Raw genomic sequence first — 14,965 nt, forward strand, 5'->3', positions numbered from 1 at the left:
CCATGGGGAGGGGTGCCGTCCGGTATTTGCACTTTCTTGACCGGTACCGTGTCCTCCTTACAGGGCGTCCGCCCGCTGCGCGTACCCTGGAACCCGCCCCGGCGTCAACCCCGGCTGTCCGGGGATCTTCGGGCTGCCCGCCTAACCCAAGGTCGATGATGACTCTCTCGCCTCTGCTTGATCTTGTGCTCACCGATCCCCGTCTGCGCGCTGGGCTGGACTCGGCCCGGTATCCGCTGGTGGGGCCGCCGTCGCTGCGGCCGATCCTGGCCGCCGCGCTGGCCCGGACGGCGATCGACGGCGCCGCCGTGCTCGCGGTCACCGCGACCGGCAGGGAGGCCGAGGACCTCGCGTCGGCGCTGACGAGCCTGCTCGACCCGCACGCCGTCGCGCACTTCCCGTCCTGGGAGACGCTGCCGCACGAGAAGCTGTCGCCGCGCAGCGACACGGTAGGCCAGCGCCTCGCGGTGCTGCGCCGCCTGGCCCACCCGGACCCGTCCGACCCGTCGACGGGCCCGCTGAAGGTCGTCGTCGCGCCCGTCAGGTCGCTGCTGCAGCCGCTGGTGGCGGGCCTGGGCGACCTGGAGCCGGTCCGGCTGCGCCAGGGCGACGAGATCGACATGGACGACGTTGTGGCGCGCCTGGTCCACGCGGGCTACGACCGGGTGGACCTGGTGGAGAAGCGCGGCGAGATCGCGGTGCGCGGCGGCATCCTCGACGTGTTCCCGGCCTCCGAGCAGCACCCGCTGCGCGTCGAGTTCTGGGGCGACCAGGTCGAGGAGATCCGCTTCTTCAAGGCGGCCGACCAGCGCTCCCTTGAGGTCGCCCAGGACGGCCTGTGGGCCCCGCCCTGCCGTGAGCTGCCGCTCAGCCAGGGGGTCCGTGAGCGGGCCGTCGCGCTGGCCGTCGAGCACCCCGCGCTCGCCGACGTGCTCACCCGCATCGCCGAGGGTGAGGCGGTCGAGGGCATGGAGGCGTTCTCGCCGGTGCTGGCCGAGCGGATGGAGCTGCTCGTCGATCTGCTGCCGAAGGGCAGCCGGGTGCTCGTCTGCGACCCGGAGCGGATCCGGGGACGGGCCGCCGATCTCGTCTCCACGAGCCAGGAGTTCCTTGAGGCTTCGTGGGTGAACGCCGCCTCCGGTGGTGAGGCTCCGATCGACCTGGGCGGGGCCGCCTATCGGACGTTGGAGGAGGTCCGTGAGCGGGCCGCCGAACTCGACGTCCCGTGGTGGAGCACGAGCCCGCTCGCGTCCGGCGACGACGACGTGGTGCTGGGCGTCCAGGCCGCCGACTCCTACCGGGGCGACCGGGAGAAGGTCGTCGCGGACGTGCGCGGCTGGCACGAGCAGGGCTGGCAGGTCGTCCTGACGAGTGAGGGCGCGGGCCCGGCGGAGCGGTACACCGAGGTCCTGAAGGACGCCGGGGTGCCCGCCCAGCGCGCGCGCGTCGAGGGCACCGTCTGGGTGACGACGGGCCGCCTCGAACACGGCTTCATCTGGGACGGCGACGTCAAGCTCGTTGTGCTCACCGAGACCGACCTGTCGGGCCAGAAGTCCTCGACCAAGGACATGCGGCGGATGCCGTCGCGGCGGCGCGGCGGGATCGACCCGCTCCAGCTTTCGGCGGGCGACTACGTGGTGCACGAGCAGCACGGCGTAGGCAGGTACGTCGAGATGGTCTCCCGGACGGTCCAGGGCGCGACCCGCGAGTACCTCATCCTTGAGTACGCCAAGGGCGACCGCCTGTTCGTGCCGACCGACCAGTTGGAGGAGCTGACCCGCTACGTCGGCGGTGAGGCCCCGTCCCTGCACCGGCTGGGCGGCGCGGACTGGCAGAAAGCCAAGTCCCGCGCCAAGAAGGCGGTCAAGCAGATCGCGGGCGAGCTGATCCGCCTGTACTCCGCCCGGATGGCCAGCCCGGGGCACGCGTTCGGCCCCGACACCGTCTGGCAGCGTGAGCTTGAGGACGCCTTCCCGTACACCGAGACGCCCGACCAGCTCGCCGCGATCGACGAGGTCAAGGGCGACATGGAGAAGTCCGTCCCGATGGACCGGCTCATCTGCGGCGACGTCGGCTACGGCAAGACCGAGATCGCGGTCCGCGCGGCGTTCAAGGCCGTCCAGGACGGCAAGCAGGTCGCCGTCCTGGTCCCGACCACCCTGCTCGTCCAGCAGCACCTGTCGACGTTCTCCGAGCGGTTCAGCACGTTCCCGGTCGTGGTGAGGCCGATCTCCCGGTTCCAGTCCGACGCCGAGGTGGCCGAGACGCTGCGCGGGGTCGCGGACGGCACCGTGGACCTCGTGGTCGGCACGCACCGGCTGCTCAGCCCGTCCACCCGGTTCCGGAACCTGGGCCTGGTGATCATCGACGAGGAGCAGCGGTTCGGCGTCGAGCACAAGGAGGAGCTGAAGCGGCTGCGCACCCAGGTGGACGTGCTCGCGATGTCCGCGACGCCGATCCCGCGCACGCTGGAGATGGGCCTGACGGGTATCCGTGAGATGTCCACGATCCTCACCCCGCCGGAGGAGCGGCACCCGGTCCTGACGTTCGTGGGGCCCTACGACACCAAGCAGATCGCGGCGGCGATCCGGCGTGAGCTGCTGCGCGAGGGCCAGGTGTTCTTTGTGCACAACCGGGTGAAGTCGATCAACAAGGTGGCCGCGACGCTGCGGGAGCTCGTCCCGGAGGCCAGGGTCGCGACGGCGCACGGCCAGATGAACGAGCAGCAGCTCGAAAAGGTCATGGTGGACTTCTGGGAGAAGAACTACGACGTGCTCGTCGCGACGACGATCGTCGAGTCCGGCCTGGACATCCCCAATGCCAACACCCTCATCGTGGACAGGGCCGACATGTACGGCCTGTCCCAGTTGCACCAGTTGCGCGGCCGGGTGGGCCGAGGCAGGGAACGCGCCTACTCCTACTTCCTCTACCCCCCGGAGACGCCCCTGAGCGAGACGGCTCACGAGCGGCTCGCGACGATCGCCCAGCACACCGAGATAGGCGCGGGCATGTTCGTCGCGATGAAGGACCTGGAGATCCGGGGCGCGGGCAACATCCTGGGCGCCGAGCAGTCCGGGCACGTCGCGGGCGTGGGCTTCGACCTCTATGTCCGGATGGTCGGCGAGGCCGTCCGGGAGCTCAAGGAGACGGGCCACGAGGCGCCGCCGCAGCAGGAGACCAAGGTCGAGCTGCCGGTGGACGCGCACATCCCGCACGAGTACGTGCCGGGCGAGCGGCTCAGGCTTGAGGCGTATCGCCGGATCGCGGGCATCACCTCGCCGGAGGAGATCCCCGAGGTGCTGGAAGAGCTGAAGGACAGGTTCGGCGCGCCGCCCCTGGCCGTCCTCAACCTCCTCGAGGTCGCCCGGTTCCGTTCCAAGGCGCGCCAGGCCGGGCTCACCGAGGTGGTGCTCCAGGGCAACTACGTCAGGTTCGCGAAGGCGGGCGCGGAAGGCGACATGCTGCCCGAATCGCGGTACCTGCGGATGCAGCGCCTCTACCCGAAGAGCCTGATGAAGCCGGGCCACCTGCTCATCCCGACGCCGAAGACCAACCCGATCGGCGGCCGCCCGCTGCGCGACGGCGACATGCTGCGCTGGGCGACCGACGCCGTTGACGCGCTCTTCCTGGAACAGATCACCCGTCAGTAAGGTGTCCCGGTGATCAGAATGACGCTCGCCGCCGTTGCCCTCGCCCTGACCGTGACGGCCTGCGGCGGCGAGGTGCGGATGGGCGCCGCGGCGACCTTCGCCGACGCGCCCCGCATCAGCCAGGACGACCTCGCCGACGCCACCGCCGAATGGCAGGCGTTCTACGCGAAACACCCCCTGGACCGCAGTGTGCTCATGCTGCCGAAGGCCAACTCCCTCCAGGGCAGTGTCCTGGCTGCCCTGATCGGCCTGCGCGTCGCCGAGGAGACCGCCGACGAGCGCGGCATCGAGGTGACCGACGCCGAGGTCGACAGGTTCGTCTCGACGCTGACCGGCGGGCAGCCCGTCAGGTTCGACCAGGTGGCGATGCGGTTCGGCGTCGCCCCCTCGCACTCCAGGCAGTTCGCCAGGACCGTGCTCATCAACGACAGGCTCGCCCAGGGCGCCGTCGACGAGGAGGCGTCGGTCCGCCAGGTCGGCGACGCGCTCGCGGAGACGGCGCGGGGCATGGGCATCCGGGTGAACCCGAGGTTCGGCGGCGCCTACGCGCCGGGCTTCCCCCTCGGTCTGCTGTACGCGCCGGACTACGACCTGTCCAAGCCGGCGAAGAGGACGGGTGGCGCGTGAGTCTCGTCCTGCTGGCCACCACCCACCGCGTCGCGCCGGGACTCCTGACCTGGCGGGCGTGGACCGTCCTGCACGCCGCCCGGGTGCTCACCGCCACCCCCGACCATCCGCAGTTGCCCTACCTGGGTGAGGCGGGCGTCGCCGTCGAGGTGGTCGAGCCGGACGCGCGTGCCGTGGTGGCCGCCGCGCGGACGTCCGACGTCGTGTGGCTCGCCGCCCCGGACGGCGACGCTGCCTTCGCCGAGCGGGTGGGCGAGCTGGTTGTGGCCGATCCCCTGGACGTCGAGGTCGTGCACGGCTCCTACGACCTGCCCGGAGCCCGTCTCCTTGACATGGTCTCGGTGATGGCGAGGCTGCGCCGCGACTGCCCGTGGGACCGCAAGCAGACCCACGCCTCCCTCGTGCCGTACCTGGTCGAGGAGACCTACGAGACGGTCGACGCCATCGCCTCCGGCGACCCGGACGAGTTGCGTGAGGAACTCGGCGACGTCCTGTTCCAGGTGGTCTTCCACGCGGCCGTCGCGGCCGAGCGGGCGGACGGCTTCACGATCGACGACGTCGCCGCGGGCATCGTGGACAAGCTGATCCGCCGCCACCCCCACGTCTTCGCGGACGTCGAGGTGACGGGCGCGGACGAGGTCGTCGCGAACTGGGACGAGATCAAGAAGGCCGAGAAGGCGGGACGTCCCCTTCTGGCCGGTGTGCCCCGTTCGCTCCCGGCGGTCCTGGAGGCCGAGGACCTCCTGCGCAAGGCCCGCAAGGCCGGAGTGCCGGAAGAGTTGCTGGAAGGCCACAACACTCTCACCGACGCGGCACAGGCCGCTGAGCAGCGGCTCAAGACCTGGACTGGCGAGTTCCGGACACGGGTTGAGGCATGGGAGCGCCACTCGGGGGGATGACGCTGACATGGGCAGGGCTCGGGGGGCTGCTGGTTTTGTGACATACGTCCGGTCTATGGTGTCCGCCATGGACTCGGACGCCCACGGCCGCGGCAAGGCCGGTGCCGCCAGGCGTCTGGCGGGTTACAGCGCGTTGGCGGGCCTGCTCAGCGCCCTGCTCGTGCTCCCCCTCGCCTGTGTGGCGGGCGTCGGGGCCCGTGACTCAGCCGAATGGCTGCTCACCGAGCCGGTCGACCTCGGTGATCTCGCCACCCCGCAGCGTTCCACGATCCTCGCCGCCGACGGCTCCCTGATCGCCACGTTCTACCGGCAGAACCGGGTGGACGTCCCGCTGGCCAAGGTCGCGCCGATCGTCGCCAAGGCGGTGATCGCCATCGAGGACTCCCGCTTCTACGAGCACGGCGCGCTCGACCTCAAGGGCACCCTGCGCGCGCTGGCCTCGAACATGGGCGGCTCCAGCGGCCCGTCCCCGCAGGGCGGCTCCGGCATCACCCAGCAGTACGTGAAGAACCTCCTGTACGTGAACGCCGAGAGCGACGCCGAGCGCCAGGACGCGGTCGAGACGACGCCCGGCCGCAAGATCCGCGAACTGCGCTACGCGATCGCGATCGAGGAGCGGTTCGCCAAGGACGAGATCCTGGAGAAATACCTCAACGTCGCCTATTTCGGTGACGGCGCCTACGGCATCGAGGCCGCGTCCCGGCGCTACTTCTCCGTCCCGGCGTCCAAACTGTCGCTGAACCAGGCGGCCACCCTCGCCGGGGTGCTGAAGAACGGCAACCTCTACAACCCGCGCCGCAACCCCGAGGGCGCCGTCAAACGCCGCGACCTCGTGCTGGACCGGATGGCCGAACTCGGCGTGCTCGACGCCGCCACCGCCGCCAAGGAGAAGGACCGCCCGCTCAAGGTCAAGATCACCGAGACCAAGAACGGCTGCACCGAAAGCAAGGCCGCGTTCTTCTGCGACTACGTGCAGCGCGAGATCCTCACGAACAAGATCTTCGGTAAGACCCCGGAGGAGCGCGAGCGGCTGCTGTGGATCGGCGGCCTGACCATCCGCACCACCCTGGACTGGAAGGTCCAGAACGCGGCGCGCAAGGCGATCCTGCGGCACGTCCCGGCCAAGAACCGGGACGGCAAGGCGGCCGCCCAGGTCCTCGTCGAGCCCGGCACCGGCGAGATCAAGGGCATGGACGTCGGCCGCGACCTCGGCCCCGACCAGGAGCGCGGCAAGACCTGGATCAACTTCGCCGCCGACGCCTCGCACGGCACCAGCATCGGCATGGCCGCCGGATCGACCTTCAAGGCGTTCACGCTGGCCGCCGCGTTCCACGAGGGCGTCCCGATCGGCGAGCGCATCACCGCGCCGAGCGGCTACGCCCCCAGCGGTTTCAAAGACTGCAAGGGCAGGGACGTCAGCGACACCAAGGTCCTCACGAACTCGTCCGACGGCGCGGGCGGCAAGAGCTTCAGCCTGCTGACCGGCACCTGGAACTCGGTGAACACGTTCTTCCTGCTGCTGGAGAAGCGCGTCGGCCTGTGCGACACGGTGAAGATGGCCAAGAAGCTCGGCATCCGCCGCGCCGACGGCAAGCCGCTCCAGGAGTTCGCGTCGTTCACGCTCGGCTTCAACGACGTCTCGCCGCTGCGGGTCGCCGCCGCCTACGCGGCGTTCGGGGCGCGCGGCAAGTACTGCGAGCCGATCGCCATCAGCCGGATCAACCGGGCCGACGGCAAGAGCATCCCGGTCCCGAAGGCCGACTGCGAGCAGGTGATCGACAAGGGCGTCGCGGACGCCGTCAACCACGTGCTGTCGGGGGTGTTCACCAAGGGCACCGCGCGCGGCCTCGGCATCGGCCGTCCGGCGGCGGGCAAGACGGGCACCGTGGACAACTACTCGGCTGCCTGGTTCGCCGGGTACACGCCGCAGTTGGCGTCGGCCGTCTGGGTGGGCGACCCGCGCGGCGGCTACCGCCACCCGATGACGAACGTGTGCCTCCCGACGCACTGCGGCGGCCCGGTCTTCGGCGCGTCGATCCCCGGCCCGATCTGGCGCGACACGATGGGCCCGGCTCTCAGCGGCAGCCCCGCGGGCCGGTTCTACCGCCCGCCGTCCATGTTCTTCCGCAAGGGCTCCGGCGAGGACAACGTCAAGATGCCGGACGTGCGCGGCATGAGCATCGACGCCGCCATCAAGCGCCTCAGCGCGATGGGCTTCGACGTCAAGGTCGGCGACCACGAGTACTCCCCCCGCTACAAGGAGGGCCAGGTCATGGCCACCGACCCGGCCCCCGGCGCCTCCATCGACCCCGGCGACCCCGCCATCACCGTCACCCTCACCATCTCCAAGGGCCGCGACCCCCACCACACCCCCGACCTCCCACCCCCACCCGACCACGACTCCGCTTGGCCGAACTCCCCCTGGGAAGTCCCCTAGCACCCACTTTTGGGGCAAATGGTATCTGCGGCATTTGTGCGGATTGCTCCAATTATCCTTGCGTCACCTCCCTTGTCCTTGTCCGATTCCTTCTGTTCCGGTGCGGCTATGAGCAAAAATCGACTAGCGTTGTTCGCGTCTGAAGGAGAGCCGGAACACCCAGGACCGGAGGCGCGCCCCCCATGCCCACGAACCCCTCGCCCGAGCCCATGGAATCGATGTGGGCGTTCATCGCCGTCCTGGTGCGCGTCTTCCGTCATCGGGCGGGCATGACCGGCGACCAACTGGCGAAGGTACTGAACAGTTCCAAGGCTTCGGTCTCCCGCCTGGAGAACAACCTCAACCGTCTGGAAGAGTGGGAAGCGGAGGCGCTCGACGCGCACTACGGCACCACACCGCTCTTCATCTGCCTCGTCCGCTACGCCGCCCGTGGCCACGACCCGGAATGGTTCAAGCAGCACACCGCGATTGAAGCGGTATCCGAGATCATCAAGGAGTACGAAGCCATCGTCATTCCCGGTCTCGTCCAGACCGAGGACTACGCCCGTGCCGTGATCGTGGCATCGGGTGCCCCGGAGCCCGAACGGCTTCATAGCGAGCGCATGGCCAGGAAGGAAATCTTCGAGCGGGAGTCGCCGCCCGCTCTCATGTGCATCATCAGCCAGAGCGCCCTCGAATGGCCTATGGGCGGCACGGAGGTTCTCAAGGAACAACTCCAGCACCTCCTCGACCTTTCCGATGAGGGGAAGGTCGGTATCCGCGTCCTTCCGCGCTCGGCGGGGGCGCATGCCGGAACGGACGGCAGTTTCAAGCTGATGAGCGGTGCGTTCGGCGACGTCGCGTACACCGAGTCCCCCGGTATGGGGCGGCTGGTCTCGGCTGGGTCTGAAGTGCGAAGATATGCCCTACAGTACGAACGCATCTCACTCAAGGCGTTGGACGAATCGGCGTCACGTGCGCTGATCCGTCGGATCATGGAGGAACTATGAGCACTCTCCCCACGTGGCGGAAGTCCAGCTACAGCGGGGGTCAGGGAGGCAACTGCGTCGAGGTCGCCCCTCTTCCCGGGTCCGTTGGCGTCCGTGATTCCAAGAACCCCGGCACCGGCCACCAGGCGTTCAGCCCCGAGGCGTTCGGCGCGATGGTCCACGCCATCAAGGCGTTCTAGCCCGACCGTAATACCGGCCCCCACCGCCACGGCTGGGGGCTTCACTGTTCCAGCCTCCACCGGGGTCCGGCACCCTCACGTTTTGGATAGCAGCCCCCCGGATACCACCCTGACAGCGCCGCCACATGGCGTGCGCCGATACATCGGGTCACGGAGGAACTATGAGCACTCGCCCCACGTGGCGAAAGTCCAGCTACAGCGGTGGAGGCGGCGGCAATTGCGTCGAGGTCGCCTCGCTCCCCGGGTCCGTAGGCGTCCGTGATTCCAAGAACCCCGGCACCGGCCACCAGGCGTTCAGCCCCGAGGCGTTCGGCGCGATGGTCCACGCCATCAAGGTGTTCTAGCCCGACCGAAATCCGCGCGCCGTTGGTGTTGGCGGGGAGGGGCCGGGGGCGCTGCCGACGGGGTCGGGGCTTTGGGCGCCCCCGGGGGCTTGGGGTCAGTTGGGGAGGCGGCCGTCTCGGAGGTCGGCGAGGGTTACGGAGTCTATGACGCTGAGGAGGGCGCTGTCGGCGGCGGCCCAGAGGGCGTCCAGGGTGCGGACGACGTCCAGGGCGGCGCCGCTGGCGGGGAGTTCGGCGCGGCGGCCGGCGGGTTTGCCGTCGATGGCGCGCAGGACCTGGCCGACGGTGATGGTCGCGGCCGGGCGGGCCAGCCGGTAGCCGGGGTCAGGCAACCGCTGGTTGAAGACGAGGTCGGCGCGCCGCAGGTCGCCGAGGATCGCCTGGAGGAACGTGAGCGGCAACGAGTGGGTCTCCGAGAGCGCGGCGGCGGTCAGGGGGGCCGGCTCGGCCGAGGCCAGGGCCAGCAGGGCTCGGAGCGCGTACTCGACGCGGGCGGTGATCTGCACGGGCTCCCCGATTATCTCGACTTGTTTAGTTGGGTATAGAGCCGAGAAAGCGCCGCATCCTCGGGCGATGCGGCACTTCCCCGGTCTTATCTGTTCTTGTCGTCCATGCCCCAGCGGGTGCGCAGGGAACGGTCGGCCAACCCGAACAACTGGTCCACCACGATGCCGATCACCAGGATCAGGAACATGATCGAGATCATCGTCGCCGTCTGGTTCAGGTCACGGCTGAACGTCAGCAGCGTACCGACCGACTGCTTGCCGATGATCACCAGCAGCTCGCCCGCCATCAGGCTGCGCCAAGCGAACGCCCAGCCCTGCTTGAGGCCCGCGACGAACGACGGCAGCGACGCCGGGATGATCAGGTGCCGGTACCGGGCGAAGCCCTTCAGCCCCATGACCTTGCCCGCGCGCAGCAGGATCGGCGGCGTGTAGTCCACACCCGCGATCAGGCCGTTGGCGATCGACGGCGCGGCGCCCAGGATGACCACGAACAGGATCGCGCCCTCGCTGAGCTTGAACAGCAGGATGGCGAGCGGGAACCAGGCGATCGAAGGCATCGTCTGGAGGCCGGTGATCAGCGAGCCGAACGCCCGCCGCAGCACCCACGACTGGGAGACCAGCGCGCCGATCACACCGCCGATGAGGACGGCGAGGGTGAAGCCGATGAGGGCGCGGCGCATGGTCAGCGCGATCGCGTCCCACGTCTTCGGGTCCTGGAGCGTCTCCCAGAAGACCGGCAGCACGTCGCCGGGGCCGGGCAGGACCCACGGCGGACGCCAGCCCGACCAGACGACGAGCTGCCAGGCGAACAGCGAGATCAGGATCGCGCTGCCGATCGGCCACAGCGCCGACCAGAGCCGCGCCAGGAAGCTCTTCTTGGCGCTGGTCGTCAGCTCCAGCGCGTCCAGGCCGGCCAGCTCGCGGTTGACGCCGGCCTCGGGCACGCCCTCGCTCTTCTGCTCAAGAACCATGGCGGCTGACCTCCTCCTTGAGCCGGTCGGTGATGCGGGCGGCGAGCGCGGAGACCTCGGGCGCGTCGATGCGGCGCGGCCGCTCGAAGTCCACCGGGAACTCCTCGATGACGCGGCCGGGGCGGCTGGACAGCAGCACGACGCGGTCGCCGAGCCGCACCGCCTCGCGGACGTTGTGCGTGACGAACAGCACGGTCAGGTCCCGCTCGCGCCAGATCCGCTCCAGCTCGTCGTGGAGCAGGTCGCGGGTCATCGCGTCGAGCGCGCCGAACGGCTCGTCCATGAGCAGCAGCGTGGAGCGGCGGCCCTGGTAGGACTCGGTGAGGGCGAGCGCGCGGGCCAGCGCGACACGCTGGCGCATACCGCCGGAAAGCTGGTGCGGGCGCTTCTTCTCGAAGCCCTTCAGGTGCACCGACGCCAGCAGCTCCGAGGCGCGCGGGCCGCGCTCCTTGCGGGGCAGCCCGCGCTGGCGCAGCGCCAGCTCCAGGTTGCCGGCGACGGTGAGCCACGGGAACAGGGCGGGCTCCTGGAACATCAGCGCGACGCGGGCGTTGCCGACGTCGATCGTTCCAGAGCTGACCTTGTCGAGGTCGGCGACGAGGTTGAGCAGCGTCGACTTGCCGCAGCCGGACGCGCCGAGCAGGCAGACGAACTCGCCGGGCGCGACGTCGAGCGACACGTTGTCGAGCGCGAGCAGCGCGCCGCTCCCGGAACCGAATGCTTTGGACACACCGGCGAGCCGGACCGCGGCGGCGGTCCGGCTCTCGGCGGCCTCGGGGGCCTGCGTCATTGGGCGGAAACCTCCGGCTTGCCCTGGGACTTGAGGATCTCGTTCAGGTAGGTGAGATCGTAGATCCCGTTCAGGTCGACCGGGTCCAGCAGGCCGATCGCCTCGGCGTTCTTGGCGCCGGTGATCAGGGAGCTGGCGATCGGGTCGTTGGTGAAGTCGATCTCCTTGAAGGCGGCGTCGACGATCTCCGTGGGCAGCGCCTTGCCGGTGAGCTTCTCCAGCTGGGCGTTGGCAGCGGTCTTGGCGTCCTCGGGGTTGGCCGCGATGAAGTCGCCCGACGCGACGGTCGCGTCGACCAGCTTCTTGACGATGTCCGGGTGCTTCTTGGCGAAGTCCTGGCGGACGATCAGGTGGGTGATGACGAACTTGCCGTCAGGCCACAGGTCCTTCTCGTCGAGCAGCTTCTTGGCGCCGCTCTCCAGGATCAGGCGGGACGCGAAGGGCTCCGGCACCCAGGCGCCGTCGATCGTGCCCTGCTTGAAGGTGTCGATCGTCTGGGCGTTGGGCTGCGGGATGACCGAGAGGTCGCCGGTGCCGTCCTGGTTGGCCGTCCAGCCGCGCTCCTTGGCCCAGGCGCGGATCGCCACATCCTGGGTGTTGCCGAGCTGCGGGGTGGCGATCTTCTTGCCCTTGAGGTCGTCCAGGCTCTTGACCTTGTCGGGGTTCACCACGAGGGAGACACCGCCGGACGCGGCACCCGCCACGATCTTGATGGCCTGGCCCTTGGACTGCGCCCAGGCGTTGATCGCCGGGTTCGGGCCGATGAAGGTCGCGTCGAGACCCTCCGCGAACAGCGCCTCGATCGCCTCGGGGCCGGCGTTGAACGCCTTGGTGGAGAGGTTGACGTCGGAGCCGAGCTTCTCGGTGAAGATGCCCTTCTCCAGGCCCACGAGCGCGGTGGCGTGGGTGATGTTCGGGAAGAACCCGAGGTTGACGGTGGTCTTGCCGCCGTCCCCGGAGCCGGAGTCGTCACCACATGCGGCGAGCACCGGAAGGCCGATCACCAGCGCCGCGGTCGCCGCGAGGGCTTTTCTCCTGCTGAGCTTCATCGCGCTCCACACTCCATCTTTCCGACTGCATTTAGGGGGATGAGTCGTGCCTTGCCGTCGGATGGATAATTCCGACTGGTTTGATGCGAAAAGTAGACCAGCTCCCGCCCCGACAAGTCAACCTGATAGGTAGGAATAGTGGGTCGCGATCCGGTAACAGGTGGCCACCCAGGAGGGCGGCGAGCCGCGCCGAGGCTACCCGAACCCCTTCGGTAGGCTCGACGGGCAACCCCCGTGATGCTGAACAAGGAGTGCCACAGTGTCCGCGATCGAGGCCGTACACGCCCGGGAGATCCTCGACTCCCGCGGCAACCCCACCGTTGAGGTCGAGATCCTGCTCGAAGACGGGACACAGGCCCAGGCGGCGGTGCCCAGCGGCGCGTCCACCGGCCAGTTCGAGGCGGTCGAGCTGCGCGACGGCGGCGACCGCTACCTCGGCAAGGGCGTCCAGCAGGCCGTCGCGGCGGTCAACGACGTGATCGGCAAGGAGATCGTCGGCTACGACGCCGACGACCAGCGGATCATCGACCAGGTGATGATCGACCTGGACGGCACGCCGAACAAGGCCAAGCTCGGCGCCAACGCGATCCTGGGCGTCAGCCTCGCGGTGGCCAAGGCCGCCGCCGACTCGGCCGAGCTGCCCCTCTTCCGCTACGTCGGCGGGCCGAACGCGCACGTGCTGCCGGTGCCGATGATGAACATCCTCAACGGCGGCGCGCACGCCGACACCAACGTGGACATCCAGGAGTTCATGATCGCCCCGCTCGGCGCGGCGACGTTCTCCGAGGGCCTGCGCTGGGGCGTCGAGGTCTACCACGCGCTCAAGTCCGTGCTGAAGGGCAAGGGCCTCAACACCGGCCTCGGCGACGAGGGCGGCTTCGCCCCGGACCTGCCGTCCAACCGCGAGGCGCTCGACCTCATCCTCGTCGCCATCCAGAAGGCCGGGCTGACGGCGGGACGCGACGTCGCGCTGGCCCTGGACGTCGCCGCGACCGAGTTCCACGGGGGCGGCGCCTACACCTTCGAGTCGGAGAAGAAGTCCGCCGACCAGATGGCCGAGTACTACGCGTCCCTCGTCGCGGACTACCCGCTCGTGTCCATCGAGGACCCGCTGGACGAGAACGACTGGGACGGCTGGAAGGCCCTCACCGACGCGATCGGGAGCAAGGTCCAGCTCGTCGGCGACGACCTGTTCGTCACCAACCCCGAGCGGCTCGCGCGCGGCGTCAAGACCGGCACCGCCAACGCGCTGCTGGTCAAGGTCAACCAGATCGGCTCGCTGTCCGAGACGCTGGACGCCGTCACCCTCGCCCAGACCAACGGCTTCAAGTGCATGATGAGCCACCGGTCCGGCGAGACCGAGGACACCACGATCGCCGACCTGGCCGTCGCCACCAACTGCGGCCAGATCAAGACCGGCGCGCCCGCCCGCAGCGACCGCGTCGCCAAGTACAACCAGCTCCTCCGCATCGAGGAGCTGCTCGACGACGCCGCCCGGTACGCCGGCGCGGGCGCCTTCCCCCGGTTCGCCTGGGAGGGCTAGATCAGCGCGCGGAGCGGCGGGCCCGCCCCCCGGGAGACGACCCCGGGGGGCAGGTCCCATCTGACCTCGCGCGCCGCGATCCTCGCCGTGGTGCTCTGCGCGATCGCGCTGAGCCTCGCCTACCCCGTCCGCGAGTACATCGCCCAGCGCAGCCAGATAGCCCAGCTCCAGAAGCGCGAGGCGGCGGCCCGCGCGGACGTCGAGGACCTCAACGCCCAGAAGTCACGCCTGGGTGATCCGGACTACGTCAAGGGCGAGGCGCGTAGGCGGCTGCACTACTGCGACCCCGGAGAGCAGTGCTTCGTCGTCCTGGACGGGGAGGGCGGCGCCTCCCAGTACGGTGGAGGCGAGCAGGAGCAGCGCAAGGCGCCGCCCTGGTACGAGACGCTGTGGGGGTCGGTCGAGGCAGCCGACGAGCAGCCTTAAGCGGGAGTATCGGTTTGGAAGAGCGTGACGTTGCCGCTGTCGAGGCCCAGCTGGGCCGGGAGATCCGGGGGGCGGCGAGCGTCGCGCACCGGTGCCCGTGCGGGCTCCCCGACGTGATCGAGACGGCGCCGTACCTGCCCGACGGCTCCCCGTTCCCCACCTTGTACTACCTGACGTGTCCCAAGGCGGCCTCGGCCATCGGACGTCTTGAGGAGCGCGGCGACATGCGCGGCATGCAGGCCCGTCTCGCGGAGGACCCGGAGCTGGCCGCGCGCTACCGGGCCGCGCACGAGGACTACCGGGCGCGCCGCGACAAGGCGGCCGAAGCCGCGGGCCTGCCCCGGCTGCCCGAGACGATGCAGACGGCGGGCGGCATGCCCGAACGGGTCAAGTGCCTGCACGCGCTCGTCGGTCACGAACTGGCGGCCCCCGGAAACAATCCCTTCGGACGGGAAGCACTGGACGAACTCCCGCAATGGTGGCGCTCCGGGCCCTGCGTCGATGTCATGATTGACCGCGGAACGGCCGTAGAGGGCAGCTAGGGCCGGGGAGGGT

At 69.7% G+C, this 14,965-nt stretch carries 14 protein-coding genes; 10 read left to right on the forward strand and 4 right to left on the reverse strand.

Translation table 11 applies throughout. The features are described from left to right. The first annotated feature begins 158 nt into the window (after positions 1-158). The 7 genes from mfd to LO762_RS01270 all read left to right on the forward strand — a co-directional run bounded on the left by mfd (position 159) and on the right by LO762_RS01270 (position 9,125). Positions 159-3,650 carry a transcription-repair coupling factor gene (mfd, locus tag LO762_RS01240; RefSeq protein ID WP_230611646.1) on the forward strand — a complete coding sequence of 1,164 codons (3,492 nt, stop codon included), beginning with the start codon at positions 159-161 and terminating at the stop codon, positions 3,648-3,650. A 9-nt stretch (positions 3,651-3,659) separates the two neighbouring features. Then, positions 3,660-4,277, forward strand: a complete 618-nt coding sequence (locus LO762_RS01245; protein WP_230611648.1) for a hypothetical protein — start codon at positions 3,660-3,662, stop codon at positions 4,275-4,277. After that, a complete protein-coding gene (locus LO762_RS01250) occupies positions 4,274-5,176 on the forward strand; it encodes a MazG family protein (RefSeq protein WP_230611650.1) in 903 nt (300 codons plus the stop codon). Before LO762_RS01245 ends, LO762_RS01250 begins: the two co-directional genes overlap by 4 nt. 67 nt (positions 5,177-5,243) lie before the next feature. Continuing rightward, positions 5,244-7,613: a penicillin-binding protein gene (locus LO762_RS01255; RefSeq protein ID WP_230611652.1), complete on the forward strand. Its 2,370-nt coding sequence runs from the start codon at positions 5,244-5,246 to the stop codon at positions 7,611-7,613. A gap of 182 nt (positions 7,614-7,795) precedes the next feature. Further along, positions 7,796-8,602: a helix-turn-helix transcriptional regulator gene (locus tag LO762_RS01260; protein ID WP_230611654.1), complete on the forward strand. Its 807-nt coding sequence runs from the start codon at positions 7,796-7,798 to the stop codon at positions 8,600-8,602. Further along, on the forward strand, positions 8,599-8,781 hold the full coding sequence (locus LO762_RS01265) for a DUF397 domain-containing protein (RefSeq protein WP_230611656.1): 183 nt from the start codon (positions 8,599-8,601) through the stop codon (positions 8,779-8,781). Before LO762_RS01260 ends, LO762_RS01265 begins: the two co-directional genes overlap by 4 nt. Positions 8,782-8,942: 161 nt before the next feature. Next, entirely contained in the window at positions 8,943-9,125 is a 183-nt protein-coding gene (locus tag LO762_RS01270; protein WP_230611658.1) for a DUF397 domain-containing protein, read from the forward strand. Between the two features lie 95 nt (positions 9,126-9,220). Here LO762_RS01270 and LO762_RS01275 read toward each other — a convergent pair whose 3' ends face one another. The 4 genes from LO762_RS01275 to LO762_RS01290 form a co-directional block, all read right to left on the reverse strand. Then, on the reverse strand, positions 9,221-9,631 hold the full coding sequence (locus LO762_RS01275; RefSeq protein WP_230611660.1) for an Rrf2 family transcriptional regulator: 411 nt from the start codon (positions 9,629-9,631) through the stop codon (positions 9,221-9,223). A gap of 86 nt (positions 9,632-9,717) precedes the next feature. Further along, complete coding sequence (locus tag LO762_RS01280; RefSeq protein WP_230611661.1) at positions 9,718-10,602, reverse strand: ABC transporter permease; 885 nt, start codon at positions 10,600-10,602, stop codon at positions 9,718-9,720. Then, the gene (locus tag LO762_RS01285; RefSeq protein WP_230611663.1) at positions 10,592-11,392 is read right to left on the reverse strand and encodes an ABC transporter ATP-binding protein; all 801 of its coding nucleotides are present in this window, start codon (positions 11,390-11,392) and stop codon (positions 10,592-10,594) included. The genes LO762_RS01280 and LO762_RS01285 overlap by 11 nt, the downstream gene beginning before the upstream one ends. Beyond that, positions 11,389-12,441, reverse strand: a complete 1,053-nt coding sequence (locus LO762_RS01290; RefSeq protein WP_230611665.1) for an ABC transporter substrate-binding protein — start codon at positions 12,439-12,441, stop codon at positions 11,389-11,391. Before LO762_RS01290 ends, LO762_RS01285 begins: the two co-directional genes overlap by 4 nt. A 259-nt stretch (positions 12,442-12,700) precedes the next feature. On the opposite strand from LO762_RS01290, the gene eno reads away from it, so the two are divergent. From eno to LO762_RS01305, 3 genes are all read left to right on the forward strand, one after another. Continuing rightward, entirely contained in the window at positions 12,701-13,984 is a 1,284-nt protein-coding gene (gene eno / locus LO762_RS01295; RefSeq protein WP_230611667.1) for a phosphopyruvate hydratase, read from the forward strand. 90 nt (positions 13,985-14,074) lie between these two features. Further along, complete coding sequence (locus LO762_RS01300) at positions 14,075-14,410, forward strand: septum formation initiator family protein (RefSeq protein WP_230611669.1); 336 nt, start codon at positions 14,075-14,077, stop codon at positions 14,408-14,410. Positions 14,411-14,424: 14 nt separating this feature from the next. After that, positions 14,425-14,952 (forward strand): DUF501 domain-containing protein, encoded by a 528-nt coding sequence (locus LO762_RS01305; RefSeq protein ID WP_230611670.1) that lies wholly within the window; start codon positions 14,425-14,427, stop codon positions 14,950-14,952. The last annotated feature ends 13 nt before the right edge of the window (positions 14,953-14,965 follow it).

The organism is Actinocorallia sp. API 0066 (genome assembly GCF_020991275.1).
GTDB lineage: Bacteria > Actinomycetota > Actinomycetes > Streptosporangiales > Streptosporangiaceae > Actinocorallia.

Excerpts from the sequence above, each read along its gene's own strand:
- mfd (WP_230611646.1), top strand. The coding sequence starts at position 159 with ATGACTCTCTCGCCTCTGCTTGATCTTGTGCTCACCGATCCCCGTCTG.
- LO762_RS01255 (WP_230611652.1), top strand. The coding sequence starts at position 5,244 with ATGGACTCGGACGCCCACGGCCGCGGCAAGGCCGGTGCCGCCAGGCGT.
- LO762_RS01260 (WP_230611654.1), top strand. The coding sequence starts at position 7,796 with ATGCCCACGAACCCCTCGCCCGAGCCCATGGAATCGATGTGGGCGTTC.
- LO762_RS01265 (WP_230611656.1), top strand. The coding sequence starts at position 8,599 with ATGAGCACTCTCCCCACGTGGCGGAAGTCCAGCTACAGCGGGGGTCAG.
- LO762_RS01270 (WP_230611658.1), top strand. The coding sequence starts at position 8,943 with ATGAGCACTCGCCCCACGTGGCGAAAGTCCAGCTACAGCGGTGGAGGC.
- LO762_RS01280 (WP_230611661.1), bottom strand. The coding sequence starts at position 10,602 with ATGGTTCTTGAGCAGAAGAGCGAGGGCGTGCCCGAGGCCGGCGTCAAC.
- LO762_RS01285 (WP_230611663.1), bottom strand. The coding sequence starts at position 11,392 with ATGACGCAGGCCCCCGAGGCCGCCGAGAGCCGGACCGCCGCCGCGGTC.
- LO762_RS01290 (WP_230611665.1), bottom strand. The coding sequence starts at position 12,441 with ATGAAGCTCAGCAGGAGAAAAGCCCTCGCGGCGACCGCGGCGCTGGTG.